The sequence below is a fragment of the Raineyella antarctica genome (assembly GCF_900092135.1).
GTDB classification, from domain to species: Bacteria; Actinomycetota; Actinomycetes; order Propionibacteriales; family Propionibacteriaceae; genus Raineyella; species Raineyella antarctica.
The window spans coordinates 178,787-193,559 of sequence record NZ_FMYF01000004.1 but is presented as its reverse complement, the minus strand read 5'-3'; the positions used below and the strand labels follow the sequence as shown (position 1 = coordinate 193,559).

General features: G+C 71.4%; 9 protein-coding genes. 2 read left to right on the top strand and 7 right to left on the bottom strand.

Translation table 11 applies throughout. The features are described 5' to 3' along the window. Positions 1-48 precede the first annotated feature (48 nt). From GA0111570_RS07665 to GA0111570_RS07635, 7 genes are all read right to left on the bottom strand, one after another. Complete coding sequence (locus GA0111570_RS07665) at positions 49-984, bottom strand: acyl-CoA thioesterase (protein WP_217634074.1); 936 nt, start codon at positions 982-984, stop codon at positions 49-51. A 134-nt stretch (positions 985-1,118) separates the two neighbouring features. Continuing rightward, positions 1,119-2,363 (bottom strand): MFS transporter, encoded by a 1,245-nt coding sequence (locus tag GA0111570_RS07660; RefSeq protein ID WP_092608788.1) that lies wholly within the window; start codon positions 2,361-2,363, stop codon positions 1,119-1,121. 69 nt (positions 2,364-2,432) lie between these two features. Further along, positions 2,433-2,720, bottom strand: a complete 288-nt coding sequence (locus GA0111570_RS07655; protein ID WP_092609236.1) for an acylphosphatase — start codon at positions 2,718-2,720, stop codon at positions 2,433-2,435. 71 nt (positions 2,721-2,791) lie between these two features. Continuing rightward, the gene (locus GA0111570_RS07650) at positions 2,792-3,196 is read right to left on the bottom strand and encodes a DUF4870 domain-containing protein (RefSeq protein WP_092608785.1); all 405 of its coding nucleotides are present in this window, start codon (positions 3,194-3,196) and stop codon (positions 2,792-2,794) included. Positions 3,197-3,360: 164 nt separating this feature from the next. Continuing rightward, positions 3,361-4,314 carry a DNA-formamidopyrimidine glycosylase family protein gene (locus GA0111570_RS07645; protein WP_092608782.1) on the bottom strand — a complete coding sequence of 318 codons (954 nt, stop codon included), beginning with the start codon at positions 4,312-4,314 and terminating at the stop codon, positions 3,361-3,363. Continuing rightward, positions 4,307-4,759 (bottom strand): VOC family protein, encoded by a 453-nt coding sequence (locus tag GA0111570_RS07640; protein ID WP_092608779.1) that lies wholly within the window; start codon positions 4,757-4,759, stop codon positions 4,307-4,309. Before GA0111570_RS07640 ends, GA0111570_RS07645 begins: the two co-directional genes overlap by 8 nt. Continuing rightward, entirely contained in the window at positions 4,756-9,825 is a 5,070-nt protein-coding gene (locus GA0111570_RS07635; RefSeq protein ID WP_092608776.1) for an Lhr family helicase, read from the bottom strand. The genes GA0111570_RS07640 and GA0111570_RS07635 overlap by 4 nt, the downstream gene beginning before the upstream one ends. 204 nt (positions 9,826-10,029) lie before the next feature. Here GA0111570_RS07635 and GA0111570_RS07630 point away from each other — a divergent pair, with 204 nt between their 5' ends. Both GA0111570_RS07630 and GA0111570_RS07625 read left to right on the top strand, forming a co-directional pair. After that, positions 10,030-12,306 carry a cation-translocating P-type ATPase gene (locus GA0111570_RS07630; protein ID WP_092608773.1) on the top strand — a complete coding sequence of 759 codons (2,277 nt, stop codon included), beginning with the start codon at positions 10,030-10,032 and terminating at the stop codon, positions 12,304-12,306. A gap of 27 nt (positions 12,307-12,333) precedes the next feature. Then, positions 12,334-14,715, top strand: coding sequence for an ATP-binding cassette domain-containing protein (locus GA0111570_RS07625; protein WP_092608770.1), 2,382 nt, complete (start codon positions 12,334-12,336; stop codon positions 14,713-14,715). The last annotated feature ends 58 nt before the right edge of the window (positions 14,716-14,773 follow it).

Below are 14,773 nucleotides of genomic sequence, written 5' to 3'. Positions count from 1 at the left end.
CGTGGGCCGGCAGCGACGCGGGGGAGGGCGGTGCCGTCGCCGGTGGGGCTAGCCGGTGGACAGGCCGGGTACGCGGTGGCCGCGAATCTTGCGAAGCCGGTAGGCGTGGTCCGCCAGGGCCCGGTCCTCGTCGTTCTGCGGCTCCCACTGCGGGATGTCGACCAGCCGGTCGTCGTCACCGCGGACGCCGTACGTGATGGCGCAGTGGGTGGTCAGCTGGCGCTCGGGGGTGCGGGGGTCACCGGAGCGTACGTGCACGGCGATGTCCATCGTCTTGCGGTTGGTGCGCAGCAGGCGCGCCTCCAGCTCGACGACGTGGCCGATGTGGATGGGCCGGTAGAACCGTACGCCGCCGGAGTAGACCACCGTCGGCGTCATGCCGGACCACTGGGTGGCGCAGAGCCAGGCGGCCTGGTCGATCCACTCCATCGCGGTACCACCGTGGACCTTGCCACCCCAGTTGACGTCGGTCGGCTGGGCCAGGAAGCGGGTGACCATCCGCGGCGCGGTGCCCGCGGCGGTGTAGACCTGCTGGGCCATCTGGTTCTCGATCTCGCGGCGGATGTCCGCCCGGCCGATCGCGGCCCGGGCGTGGGCCCGCTCGCTGGCGGTGATCGGGTCGAACTCGACCACCGGGACCGACTTGCCCTTGCCGTCGGTCGCGACGAAGATCACCAGGCAGCTGGTGGCCTCGGTCCAGGACAGTCGCTTCGGGTCGGCGTTGCGGACGGTGCACTGGATGTGCATCGACGTACGGCCGGTGTAGATGATCCGGGCCTCGACCTCCACCAGGTGCCCGGAGGGGATGCCGTGGCGGAAGGAGACGTGGCCGACGTAGGCGGTCACGCAGTAGCTGCCGCTCCAGCCGGCGGCGACGGCATACGCCGCCTTGTCGATCCATTCCAGGATCTTCCCGCCGTTGACGATGTTCTCCCCGTCGAAGAGGACATCGGTGGGTGCGGCCAGGAACCGCAGGGTCTCCACGGGGGATCGACTCGGCACAGGACAACTCCGTTCTGATGTTTGGGCCACTATCTCATGCCCCGCAGGGGGACAGGGGAAATCCTGTGCCATCGGGGTCTCGGCCTGGGCCGGGGGGTTCGCGCCGGCCCGGCGGCTCACCTGGGGTGGGTGCGCAGACGGCGGCGGGAGAGCAGGATCCCGGCCAGGCCGACGGCGTAGATCGGCGCCTGGGTGGTCATGCCGATCGTGAAGGAGCGCTGGTCGTAGCCGCCCCCGCCGGTCAGCAGGTCCAGGGCCAGACCGATGAACAGCACGCTGACCAGGGCCGCGGTGAACCCGCCCATCAGCACGATGCCCGTTCCGGTCCCGACGCGCTGGGGCGGTTGCGATGTACGGACGTAGTCGAAGCCGATGTTGGAGCCCGGGCCGCCCATCGCCAGCGCGGTGATCAGCACGACCAGTGCCCAGACCGGCGGCACCCCGGGCCACAGCAGGACGCCGGTCCAGGCGACCAGCTGGAGGGTGATCAGCGCCAGGGCGAGGCCGGAGCGGTGCCGGGGATGGCGGGCGGTCAGCCGGCCGACAAGCGGGCCGACGGGGATCGCGACCAGGGCGAAGACGGACAACAGGGCGCTGGCCACCGCGGGGGAGTAGCCCAGGCCCGCGGTGAGGTAGGGATAGCCCCACATCAGCGGGAACATCATGGTGGAGAAGCAGGTGGTGAAGTGGATCCAGAAGCCGACCGAGGTGTGCGGTTCCCGGAGGATGGCCCGCAGGCTCGCGGTGACCGCACCGAGTGAGGCCGTCGTGTCCGGCTGCCACCGCCCGGGCGGGGCATTGCGGCCGAAGACCCACATCAGGGCGGCGCCGAGGACCGCCGTCCCGGCTGCCGCGAAGAACGCCGGACGCCAGCCGTAGGTGACCAGCACCGACAGGAACGGGACGGCGCTGAGGATCTGCCCGAGCTGGCCGAGCATGCCGGTCAGCTGGGTCATGATCGGCACCCGGTGGTTGGCGAACCAGTAGGGGACCAGGCGGATCACCGAGTTGAACGTCATCGCATCGCCCAGGCCGACCAGGATCCGGCCGATGATCGCGACCGTGATCGAGTCGGTCGAGCCGACCATCAGCTGGCCGACGGCCATCACCAGGGCTCCGGCGGTGACCACGGTGCGCGAGCCGAGCCGGTCCAGCGCCAGGCCGACCGGGACCTGGGCGGCGGCGTACACGCCCAGCTGCAGGACCACGAACATCGACACGATGCCGGCGCCGGCGCTGAAGTGCTGGGCGGCCTCGAGTCCGGCGACCCCGAAGCTGCTGCGCTGCATGACGGCCACCGCGTAGACGAGCACACCTGTCAACCACACCAACCACGCCCGTCGCCCATTCACGGGGGACATGCTCTCATCACCGGACCCCGGACCGCCCGGTGCGGTCCACTCCGCAGCGCTGACCCGCGGGCGGCTCCCTCAGTACGTGACGCGGAAGTCGCGGAACCGTTGGGTGGGCGTACGGATCTCCCGGTCGAGGAAGTCGACGCTGCCGGGGGTCATCGGGGACTTCAGCTTGCGCAGCATCGCGACGACCTGGTCGTGGGTGCCCTGCGCGACGATCTCGACGCTGCCGTCGTTGCGGTTGGCCACCCAGCCGACCAGGCCGAGCCTGGCGGCCTGGCGCTCGGTCCAGAAGCGGAAGCCGACGCCCTGGACATGACCGTGGACGACGGCGTGGAGCTCCTCCACGGAAGTGTCGCTCATGCTCCGAGGGTAGGCCCCGAGCGCACCGGTGTCACCGGCCCCGCTCATCGCGGTGGCGGTTGTCCACCGGGTCAGTGCAGCAGGCCGATGCTGGCCGGGTAGCGGTAGGCCTGGCCGTGCTGCGCGACGATCGCGCCCCGGATGTGGCACCACAGGGTCATCACGCCGGCCACCACCCACAGGATGACGGCGACGGGCAGGAGGACCACGGTGAACGCCAGGATCCAGGCGACTACGTTCATTACCCAGGCCCAGATGTTGAAGTTGAAGGAGCCGGCGGCTGCGTTGCGGACGAAGGCGCTGCGGTCCTTGTAGAGGAACCAGACCACGAGCGGGCCGATGAAGCTGAGCCAGCCGGCGCTGACGATCATCGCGATGATAGCCGACAGGTGGGCCAGGGAGGCGACCGAACGCTCCTCGCCGGAGGTCATCGAGGGTGCGCGACCGGTGGTGGGGTCGTACGAAGAGGTCTGCATGTCTCCATCGTGGCGCGCTGGGGGGCCATCGACCAGCTCGCGAGGGGTGTTCGGGGGAGCGTTCCGGGCCGGGTCAGGGACGCTCCCCCGAGCCCAGGCGGATGGTGCCCGGGGCGGATGGTGCCCGGGGGGATGGAGGTGCCCGACCAGGTCGGGCGCAGGGCTCAGCGCTGGCAGCGCGGGCACCACCACAGCTGGCGGGCGCCCGAGGCCGGATCACGCGGGTCGACGTAGTCCTCCCGACGGACCGGCCCGCCGCAGCGCAGGCACCCCTCGTGCTCACGCCCGTAGACCCAGTACGCCGGCGTACGGCGGGTGGGCAGGCCGCGGATGGGTGTCCGCCGTCCGGCCGCCTCTGCTGGGCCGCCCGTGGTGGTGGGCACCAGCACCCTGACCCCGTACGGTGCCTCCGCCCGGGGTTCGACGCCGGTGGTGGTGCGCAGGTCGCCGCCGGGGTGGGGCGAGACGTTGGCGCGCAACAGGTCCCGGGCCAGCAGGACGAGCCCGGGCAGGTCCGGCACGGAGGAGACCGGCCGATGCGGGTCCAGTCCGGCCAGGAGCAGCGTCTCGCAGCGGTAGATGTTCCCGATCCCGGAGACCAGCCGCTGGTCGAGCAGGGCCAGCCCGATCGGCCGCTCGGGATCCTGCCGCAGGCGGCGTACGCCCTCGGCCAGCAATCCCTCGGCCTGCGCCGGGTCCTGCCAGGCCGGGTCCAGCAAGTCGGGCCCGAGGAAGCCCAACCGGTCCTCGACGCCGGAGGTGGGGACGACCTCCAGCAGCCCCAGCTGGAACCCGACGACCTGGTGCTCGGCGGTCTCCAGTACGCAGCGGGCCTGCCAGCCCGGGTGCCGCCAGCGGGGGGCCTGTGGGCCTCCGGCTGGGCCGATGAGCGGGTAGGCCTCCCAGCTGCCCTCCATCTTCAGGTGGGAGACAACGGTCAGGTCACCGGCCCTCATCAGCAGGTACTTGGCCCGTGGCCGGACCTCCTCGACGGTGCGGCCGGTCAGGTCCAGCACCGCCAGCTGCGGGACGCGGAAGTCGGTCCGGGTCAGGCGCCGGCCCTCCAGGACCGGTCGCAGCCGGTCGGCCAGCCGGACCAGCGAGTCGCCCTCAGGCACCCGGCTCCGCGGGGGTGGCGGAGTTGAGCTGCCAGGACACGCCCCAGCGGTCGTTGACCCAGGCGAACAACTCGGAGAAGCCGTACGCGTCCGGCGGCATCAGTTCCCCGCCGCCCTCACCGAGGGTGGCGGCGAGCGTACGGACGTCCGCGGCGCTCGGCAGCTCGACGAAGAAGGACACGGCCGGGGTGAAGGTGAACCCGTGGTGCACGAACGAGTCGAAGGCTCGGATCGGCTGACCGGCCACGGTGAACGAGCAGGCGGCCACCGTCCCCTCGGGGCCGGGCCCGTCGGCTCCGTACAACTCCAGGGAGGTGACCTGCGTGCCCCCCACGACGGGCGCAAAGGTCTCGACGTAGAACTCGACGGCCTGGCGGGCCGAGCCCTCGAACATCAGGAACGGGGTGACGGAGGGGGTGCCGGGGAGTGTGGGCGACTCGGTCATGCCCTGAACCTAACCCCTGAGGGCGAGGAGTAGAAGCCTGCGCGCAGCAGTGCCTCCGCCAGGGGGGTGGCCAGCAGCGATCGTCCGTTCACCTTCTCCAGGGCCATCTTCTCCACCTGTGCGGTGCGCAGCGCACAGGCCAGTGCCGTGGCGGTCGGGTCCAGCAGCCGTACGTCGGTCGGGTCCTCGGCGAACCACAGCAGGGTCCGCCCGCCGCGCTCCACGTACAGCACCAGCCGGCCCTCCACCAGCACCACCACTGCGCCGGCCTTCCGACCCGGCCTGTGTCCGGTGGGTCGGACGCCGTCGGCGTCGGCCGGCAGTTCGGGCCAGGGCAGGGCAGCACCGTACGGGTTGGCCGGGTCGGTGGCGGCCAGGGCGAGGGCATGCCGGGCCGGGCGGTCCGGCGTTTCGCGCCACGGCGCAGGATCAGTGGGCGAGGGGACCTCCTCGTCGTCCGCCCGGGCGAAGCCACGCAATCGGTCGACGGTCGCGCCGGTGGAGAACTGGGCGGCGCCCAGGTGCTCCACGAAGTAGCCGCGGCGCACCTGACCGGCCTCCTCCATCCGGGTCAGCAGCCGGTACTGGGTCGCGAAGCCTCCGGGGACCTCCTCGGCCACCACCGCGCCGCGCGTGATGACGCCGTACCGGTCCAGCAGCACCTCGGCGGCGGCATGGGAGCGGACCGTGGGATCGTCGGTCGGCGCGGGCAGCAGCGACCAGCGGCCCGCCACCCGCGCGGCCTCGAACGGGGACAGCGCCAGCCCTACGCCTGCCGACGCGCCGGTGGTGCCGGCAGGAAGCGGGCCGCCCAGCTCCCGCAGGCGGGCCAGCCGCCCCGAACGGCCGAGCCCGCCCGATCGGGCACTGCGGACCCGGGGCGGTCGGGACCGCTGCCGGTGGGCGGTACGGCCCAGGCCGAGGAGGCCACGGACCGGGGCGAAGGTGTCGTTGCCGACCAGCCCGGCCCAGACCAGGTCCCACAGCGCCTGCACCCACTCGGCGGCGGCACCCATCCCGGAGGCCTCCCTCTCGGGCGCGTCCGGCAGGGAGGCCAGCACCTGTTGGGCCCGGTCCACCAGCGGGCCGACGAACCAGGCCCCGCCGCCGGACAGGGCGGCCAGCAGCGCCTGGTGCAGCGGACCGGGCTCGAAGTCCTCCGCGCGGGTCACTGTCAGGTCGGCGGTCTCGGCCGGGTGGAACGCGATCCAGCCGTCGTTGCCGGTGGCGGGCGCGGTGCCGCTCCAGAGGAACTCCCCGCCGGCCAGCAACTCGTCGAGCTGGCCGGGGGAGTAGTCGGCGACCCGGGCCGGCAGGACGTGGCTCTCCCAGGCGCTGGCCGGGACCGCGACGCCTGCCAACTGCTCCAGGACCGTCGCGACCCCGTCCACGCCGCGCAGGGTCGCCGGCGAGCCGCCGCCGGCCGGGGCGTCCAGGTGCTGCCAGTCGGCCAGGAACCGGGCGTACGCTGGCTGCTCGACCGGTTCGACCTCGGCCCGCAGGACAGCCAGGGACCGGCGCCGGATCCGGCGGAGGACCTCCACGTCGCACCACTCGGTGTCCAACGGGGTGGATCGGCCAGTGGGGGAGTGGGCCGGCCGGAACTCCCCCTCCGTCACCCGGTGCTCGGCGGCCAACCGCTGCAGTACCTGCAGCACGACCGCGGGGCCCAGCCCGAGCGCCCGGCCTGCCTCGGCCGCGGTGAACGGGCCGTGGGTGCGCGCGTAGCGGGAGACCACATCGCCCAAGGGGTCGGGCACCGGCTCCAGGAAGGCCAGCGGCACGCCCATCGGGAGAGCCACGCCCAGGGCGTCCCTGAGCCTGGCCGCGTCCTGCACGACCGCGTACGTCGCTTCGCCGCCGATCCGCAACTGGAGCGCCCGTCGTTCCTGTACCAACAGGTCCAGCAGGGCTCGCGCCCGGATGTTCGCTGTTTCGTGCTGTTTCGCAGGCTCCGCCGGAGCTTCAGGTTTCTTTGGTTTCCCGGGGGTCGGCGAACCGTGCGAAGCTCCCAGCCCCCCGCTCTTGTCAAGGTTTCGAGGTTCGTCCGCGGACCTGGATCCGGAAAGGCTTTCGTTCGAGGGAGGGGTTCCCATTTCCCGTAGGTTTCGGCTTTCCCCAAACCCCTCACTCTTTGAGGTTTCCTTGGTTTCTTCTTGATTCTCGAAAGTTTCGCGACCGCTCCGAACGTTGTCCTCCTCGGCCGCCAGGCGCGCGGCCGCCTCGTCGACGGTCAGCGGGCCGAGCAACCGCAGCGCGTCGGCCAGCCCCTCGGCGCCGCGGACCCTGCGCTGCGGGGACAGCCGCTGCAGGTCCGCCTCCACCGACGCGATCACCGCCGGGTCGAGCAGGTCGCGCAGCTCGGCCCGGCCCAGCAGCTCGTTGAGCAGGCTCGGGTCGAGGGAGAGCGCGGCGGCCCGACGTTCGGCCAGCGGCGAGTCGCCCTCGTAGAGGAACTGGGCGACGTAGCCGAACAGCAGCGACTGCGCGAACGGGGAAGGGTTTGCGGTGGTGGTCTCGACCAGGCGGACGGCCCGGGAGCCGACCTGCGCGGCCAGGCCCTTGAGGGCGGGCAGGTCGTAGACGTCCTGCAGGCACTCGCGCACGGTCTCCAGCACGATCGGGAACTGTGGGTACTTGCGGGCCACCTCCAGCAGCTGGGCCGAGCGTTGTCGCTGCTGCCACAAGGGGGAGCGCCGTCCCGGGTCGCGGCGCGGCAGCAGCAGCGCCCGCGCGGCGTTCTCCCGGAACCGGGACGCGAACAGCGCCGACCCTCCCACCTCGCGGGTGACCAGCTCCTCGAGCTCGTCGGGGTCGAACAGGAACAGGTCGGCGCCGGGCGGCTCGTCCTCCATCATCGGCACCCGCAGCACGATCCCATCGTCGGCGGCCATGGCCTGGCCGTCCATCCCGTAGCGGGCCTGCAGCCGTGCCGCGACAGCGAGCGCCCAGGGGGCGTGCACCGGCAGGCCGTAGGGGGAGTGCAGCGCGACCCGCCAGTCGCCCAGCTCGTCACGGAACCGCTCCACCACCAGCGTCTTCTCGGTCGGCAGGACGCCGGTCGCCTCCTGCTGTTCGGCCAGGTAGGCGGTGAGGTTGTCGCGGGCCCACTGGTCCAGCCCGGCCGCCGCCAGTCGCTCCTGGACCTGATCGGCGGTCGCGGTGCCCGCTCGTGCGGTCACCTCACGGCGGAAGGCCCCCACGGCGGTGCCCAGCTGCACCGGCCGGCCCTCCGCATCACCTCGCCAGAAGGGGACCCGGCCGGGCTGGCCGAAGGCCGGGACCACCAGCACGCGGTCGTGGGTGATCTGCTGGACCTGCCAGGAGGTGGCGCCCAGGGTGATCACGTCCCCGACCCGGGACTCGTACACCATCTCCTCGTCCAGCTCACCGACCCGACGTCCACCGGTCCGGCCCGACGACCCGGCCTCCGAGCCGGCCAGGAAGACCCCGAACAGCCCTCGGTCGGGGATCGTGCCGCCGGAGGTGACGGCGAGGCGCTGGGCGCCGGGCCGCCCGGCCAGCACGCCGGCCTCCCGGTCCCAGACCAGCCGAGGCCGCAGCTCGGCGAACTCGTCGGAGGGGTAGCGCCCTGACAACAGGTCCAGCACCGACTCGTACGCCGAGTGCGGCAGGGTCGCGAACGGTGCCGAGCGCCGCACCCGGTCGAACCACTCCTCGGCATCGATCTCGTCGAGGGCACAGGCCGCCACCGTCTGCTGGGCCAGGATGTCCAGCGGATTGGCCGGTACGGCCAGGGACTCGATCCGGCCGGCACGCATCCGCTCCACCACCACCGTGGTGTTCACCAGGTCGCCGCGGTGCTTGGGGAAGAACCAGCCGACGGAGGTCTCGCCCACCTGGTGGCCGGCGCGGCCCACCCGCTGCAGCCCGGAGGCCACCGACGGCGGCGCCTCGACCTGGATGACCAGCTCCACCGAGCCCATGTCGATGCCCAGTTCCAGCGAACTGGTGGCGACCACGCAGCGCAGCCGACCGGTCTTCAGGCCATCCTCGACCAGGGCCCGCTGCTCCTTCGAGACCGATCCGTGGTGGGCCCGGGCGAACTCCGTCCCCTCGTCGGGGTCCTCGTCCGGGCTGCGCTCCTGTCGGATCTCGTTCAGCCGGGCGGTGAGGCGCTCGGCGGTCCGCCGGGAGTTGACGAAGACGATCGTGGAGCGGTGCGCCGCCACCAGGTCGACGATCCGCTCCTCCACGTGCGGCCAGATCGAGGCGTGCGGCTGCAGGCCGGTCCGGGGAGCCTCCTGCTGGCCCTCGGCGAGGGCAGGCAGTTCGGTCATGTCGGGAACAGGCACGGTGACGGTCAGCTGCCAGGACTTCTCGGCCCGTGGGGCGACCACGCGGACCGGCTGGATCCCGCCCAGGAACCGGGCGACCTCCTCGGCCGGCTCCACGGTGGCGGACAGCCCGATCCGTTGGGCCGGCCGCGCCAGCAGGGCGTCCAGCCGCTCCAGGCTGACCGCCAGGTGCGCGCCACGCTTGGTGCCCGCGACCGCGTGCACCTCGTCGATGATCACCGTCTCCACCCCGGCCAGCGCCGAGCGGGCCTGGGAGGTGAGCATCAGGAACAGTGACTCCGGGGTGGTGATCAGGATGTCCGGGGGATCCTTCACCAGCCGGCGCCGCTCCTGGGGCGGGGTGTCGCCGGAGCGTACGCCGACCCGGACCTCGGGCGCAGACAGGCCGAGTCGGCGGGCGGTCGCGGTGATGCCGACCAGCGGGGCGCGCAGGTTGCGCTCCACGTCCACGCCGAGGGCCTTGAGCGGGGAGACGTACAGCACCCGGGTCGTACGGGTCCGTGCCCCGTCCTGGGCGGCCTCGCTGTCGCGCAGCAGGCTGTCCAGTGCCCACAGGAACGCGGCGAGGGTCTTGCCGGAGCCGGTGGGGGCGACCACAAGCGCGTGCCGTCCCGAGGAAACGGCGTCCCAGGCCCCCACCTGCGCGTGGGTGGGCGAGGCGAAGGCCCCGGAGAACCAGGCCGCGGTGGCAGGGGAGAACCGGGACAGCACGGACTCCGGGTCGGGGCGTACGCCGTCGCTGGCCATGGGCGTCTCCTGTGTCGAGCGGCTGCCGCAAGGCTACTGGAGGGGTCCGACACCTCGGGGCCCCTCGCCCGCCACAGGATCGCGAGCCACCCGGGGGCAACCACGCTCTTCGTGTCGTCTCAGCTGAGCGCACTAGCGTGTCGAGACGGGATGGTCTGTACCTGCGGACGTCGGGGCGGGCGGCTCCGTCCGGGGGTGAGGAGCATGACCACAGCCAGGGGATCGGCCACCGCCACAGCCTCCGAGCTGCCCGGGGCAGGGGTGCACCGTCTCGAGGCGCACAAGGTCCTGGAGCTGCTCGGCTCCGATGAGCGTGGTCTCGCCCCGGACCGTGCACGCGAGCTGCTGGCCCACTACGGCCCCAATGTGCTGCGCGAGCAGAAGCAGCGGCCGGTCATCCTGACCTTCCTGTCGGAGTTCACCAGCCCGATGGCGATCCTGCTGTGGGTCGCGGGACTCATCGCCCTGGTGGCCGGCATCGTCGAGATCGGTGTCGCCGTCTTCGCGGTCAACGTCATCAACGGCGTGTTCGGTTTCTGGCAGGAGTACCGCGCCGAGCGGGCCACCGAGGAACTCAAGAAGATGCTGACCAGCTGCGCGACCGTCGTACGCGACGGTGATGTCTGCCAGGTCCCGAGCGAGGAGTTGGTGCCGGGGGACCTGGTGCTGGTCACCGAGGGCGACCGGATCAGTGCCGATGCCCGAGTGGTCGAGGCCAACGACCTGCAGGTCGACCAGTCCACGCTCAGTGGGGAGTCGCGCCCGGTCCACAAGAACGCCCGGTCCATCGACGAGGACCTGCCGATGGCGCAGCTGACGAACATGGTCTACGCCGGCACCACCGTGTCCAGCGGTGATGGCCGGGTGGTGGTCACGTCCACCGGCATGCACACCGAGTTCGGCCGGATCGCCGACCTGACCCAGTCGGTGCACGACGAGCCCAGCCCGCTCCAGAAGGAGCTCGGCCGCCTGACCCGCCAGTTGTCGGTCCTCGCGCTGGCGCTGGGGGCGTTCTTTGTGCTGGTGGCCGTCCTGTTCGTGGGCGAGCCTTGGGGCCGCTCGTTCGTCTTCGGCCTGGGCATGATCGTGGCCTTCATCCCCGAGGGCCTGCTGCCGACGGTGACGCTGTCCCTGGCCCTGGCCGTCCAGCGGATGGCCAAGCAGAACGCGCTGGTCAAGAAGCTCTCGTCGGTGGAGACGCTGGGCTGCACCACGGTGATCTGCTCCGACAAGACCGGCACCCTGACCCAGAACGAGATGACGGTGTTGCGGCTGTGGCTGCCGGGGGAGTCCTACGAGGTGACCGGGCGGGGGTACGCGCCCGAGGGCCAGGTCCTGCTCGACGGCGTACGCCAGGACGTCGCCAGCAACCCCGGATTGCGCGCGCTGCTAGAGACGATCAGCCTGTGCAACAACAGCACGGTGCACGAGCCGGCGACGGGGGAGCAGGAGTGGAGCGTGCAAGGCGACCCCACCGAGGCGTGCCTGCTCGTCGTGGCGTCGAAGGGCGGTCTCGACGTCGACGCGTTGCACCGGGACCGTCCCCGGGTGAAGGAACTTCCGTTCGACTCCCGCCGCAAGCGCATGACGGCCGTCCACCGGGTCGACGGCCGCAACATCGCGTACGTCAAGGGTGCTCCGCAGGAGGTGCCGCAGCTGTGCAGCGGGATCATCCGCCAAGGGATACGGGAGGAGATGAGCGACCAGGACCGCCGTGACATCGCCGCGGTGAACGACGACTTCGCCCGGAACGGTCTACGGGTACTGGCCGTGGCGATCCGTACCGTCGAGGCGGGAGTGGACCCGACCGGCCTGACCACCGAGGAGGCCGAGCGGGAGCTCACCTTCCTCGGGCTGGTCGCGATGGAGGATCCACCGCGCGAGGGGGTCTCGGAGGCGGTCGCGACCTGTCATCGGGCCAGCATCCGGATCATCATGATCACCGGGGACTACGGACTGACGGCCGAGTCGATAGCCCGCAGCATCGGCATCGTGCGCGGGGACGATCCGCGGATCATCCCGGGTCCGGAGCTGGAGCGGATGTCCGATGCAGAGCTGACCGAGGCACTGCGCGGTGAGGCGATCTTCGCCCGGGTCGCCCCGGAGCAGAAGTTCCGGGTCGTCGAGGCGCTGCAGGCGATGGGGGAGATCGTCGCGGTCACCGGCGACGGGGTGAACGACGCGCCCGCGTTGAAGAAGGCCGACATCGGCATCGCGATGGGCCGCACCGGCACCGACGTGTCCGAGGAAGCCGCGGACATGGTCCTCACCGATGACCACTTCGGGTCGATCGTGCGGGCGATCGACGAGGGTCGCGGCGTCTACGAGAACATCCGCAAGTTCCTGACCTACATCCTGACCAGCAACATGGCCGAGGCGGCGCCGTCCGTGGTGTTCCTGGTCTCGCGGGGGGTCGTTCCGCTGCCGTTGACGGTGATGCAGATCCTGACGATCGACCTGGGCACCGACGAGGTGCGCTGACCCGTCCACGCACCGGAGAGAAGACCGATGAGCACAGCCCCGAGCCTGGAGCCCCAACCCTTCCTCGCCGACAGCCATGACCGGATCCGCGTCCAGGGCGCCCGCGAGAACAACCTCAAGGACATCAGCCTGGAGATCCCGAAGCGACGGCTGACCGTCTTCACCGGGGTCTCCGGCTCGGGGAAGAGTTCGCTGGTCTTCGCCACGATCGCCGCGGAGTCCCAGCGGATGATCAACGAGACCTACAGCACCTTCGTGCAGGGCTTCATGCCAACGATGGCCCGCCCGGACGTCGACCTGCTGGAGGGTCTCACCCCGGCACTGATCGTCGACCAGGAGCGGATGGGCGGCAATCCCCGCTCCACGGTGGGGACCGCGACCGACGCCGTGGCGGTGCTGCGGCTGCTGTTCAGCCGGATCGCCGAGCCGCGACTCGGCTCACCCCGGGCGTACTCCTTCAATATCCCCTCGGTATCGGCCAGCGGCGCGATGACCGTCCAGAAGGGACAGCACCAGAAGGCCGTGAAGCGCACCTTCAGCATCCAGGGCGGCATGTGCCCGCGCTGCGAGGGGATGGGCAACGTCACCGACTTCGACCTCACCCAACTGTTCGACGACACCAAGTCGCTCGACGAGGGCGCGCTGACCATCCCGGGCTACAACGCGGGCGGCTGGAACGTCCGCTTCTACTCCGAGTCCGGCCTCCTCGACCCGGCCAAGCCGATCCGGGACTACACGGAGAAGGAGCGGTACGACTTCCTGTACCGCGAGCCGACCAGGATGAAGTTCCGGGGGATCAACTCCACCTACGAGGGCCTGGTCCTGCGGATCCAGAAGTCGATGCTGTCCAAGGACAGGGAGTCGATGCAGCCGCACATCCGCGAGTTCGTCGACCGGGCGGTGACGTTCATCGTCTGCCCGGACTGCGGCGGCACCCGGCTCAGCGAGGCCGCGCGCTCCTCCCGGATCAAGGGCCTCAACATCGCCGAGGCCTGCTCGATGCAGGTCACCGACCTGGCCGAGTGGCTGCGGGACCTCGACGAGCCGTCGGTGCGGCCGCTGGTCGCCGGGCTGCAGCACGTCCTGGACTCCTTCGTCGCGATCGGGCTGGGCTACCTGTCGCTGGACCGGCCCTCCGGCACCCTGTCGGGCGGTGAGGCGCAGCGGACCAAGATGATCCGGCACCTGGGCTCCTCGCTCACCGACGTCACGTACGTCTTCGACGAGCCCAGCATCGGCCTGCACCCGCACGACATCGCCCGGATGAACACGCTGCTGCTCGAACTGCGGGACAAGGGCAACACCGTGCTCGTCATCGAGCACAAGCCGGAGATGATCGAGATCGCCGACCACGTGGTCGACCTGGGGCCCGGAGCCGGCAGCGCGGGCGGCGAGATCTGCTTCGAGGGGACGGTGGCGCAGCTGCGGGGGAGCGACACCCTGACCGGTCGGCACCTCGACGACCGGGCCGCGCTGAAGCGTTCGGTCCGTACGGCCACCGGGGCGCTGGAGATTCGCGGCGCCAGCGCCCACAACCTGCGCGACGTCGACGTCGACATCCCGCTGGGGGTGCTGACGGTGGTCACCGGCGTGGCGGGGTCCGGCAAGAGTTCCCTGGTGCACGACTCGCTGCCCGTCGGCGCGGAGGTGGTGGCGATCGACCAGGGCGCCATCCGGGGGTCACGGCGCAGCAATCCGGCCACCTACACCGGGCTGCTCGAGCCGATCCGCAAGGCCTTCGCCAAGGCCAACGGTGTCAAGCCGGCCCTGTTCAGCTCCAACTCCGAGGGAGCCTGTCCGAACTGCAACGGCGCCGGCGTCACGTACACCGAACTCGGGTTCATGGCGACCGTCTCCACCACCTGCGAGGTGTGCGAGGGCAAGCGGTACGAGCCGGCAGTGCTGGAGTACCACCTGAGCGGTCGCGACATCAGCGAGGTGCTGGCGATGCCGGTCGACGAGGCGCTCGAATTCTTCGGGGTGGGGGAGTCGCGTACCCCGGCGGCCCACACCATCCTGCAGCGCCTGGCCGACGTCGGGCTCGGCTACCTGACGATCGGCCAGCCGCTGACCACGCTCTCCGGTGGCGAGCGCCAGCGGCTGAAGCTGGCCACCCACCTGGGCGACAAGGGCGGCATCTACGTGCTGGACGAGCCGACGAACGGGCTGCACCTGGCCGACGTCGAACAACTGCTGGCCCTGCTGGACCGGCTCGTGGACTCGGGCAAGTCGGTCATCGTGGTCGAGCACCACCAGGCCGTGATGGCGCATGCGGACTGGATCATCGACCTGGGACCGGGTGCCGGCCACGACGGCGGCCGGGTGGTCTTCGAGGGCACCCCGGCCGACCTGGTCGCGGCCCGGTCCACCCTCACCGGCCAGCACCTGGCGGCGTACGTGGGCGCCTGACCGGGATCCACGACGGCCGCGCACTGCTCACGCCAAGGAGGAGACGGCACTAAGGACG

Excerpts from the sequence above, each read along its gene's own strand:
- GA0111570_RS07660 (WP_092608788.1), bottom strand. The coding sequence starts at position 2,363 with ATGTCCCCCGTGAATGGGCGACGGGCGTGGTTGGTGTGGTTGACAGGT.
- GA0111570_RS07655 (WP_092609236.1), bottom strand. The coding sequence starts at position 2,720 with ATGAGCGACACTTCCGTGGAGGAGCTCCACGCCGTCGTCCACGGTCAT.
- GA0111570_RS07650 (WP_092608785.1), bottom strand. The coding sequence starts at position 3,196 with ATGCAGACCTCTTCGTACGACCCCACCACCGGTCGCGCACCCTCGATG.
- GA0111570_RS07640 (WP_092608779.1), bottom strand. The coding sequence starts at position 4,759 with ATGACCGAGTCGCCCACACTCCCCGGCACCCCCTCCGTCACCCCGTTC.
- GA0111570_RS07635 (WP_092608776.1), bottom strand. The coding sequence starts at position 9,825 with ATGGCCAGCGACGGCGTACGCCCCGACCCGGAGTCCGTGCTGTCCCGG.
- GA0111570_RS07630 (WP_092608773.1), top strand. The coding sequence starts at position 10,030 with ATGACCACAGCCAGGGGATCGGCCACCGCCACAGCCTCCGAGCTGCCC.
- GA0111570_RS07625 (WP_092608770.1), top strand. The coding sequence starts at position 12,334 with ATGAGCACAGCCCCGAGCCTGGAGCCCCAACCCTTCCTCGCCGACAGC.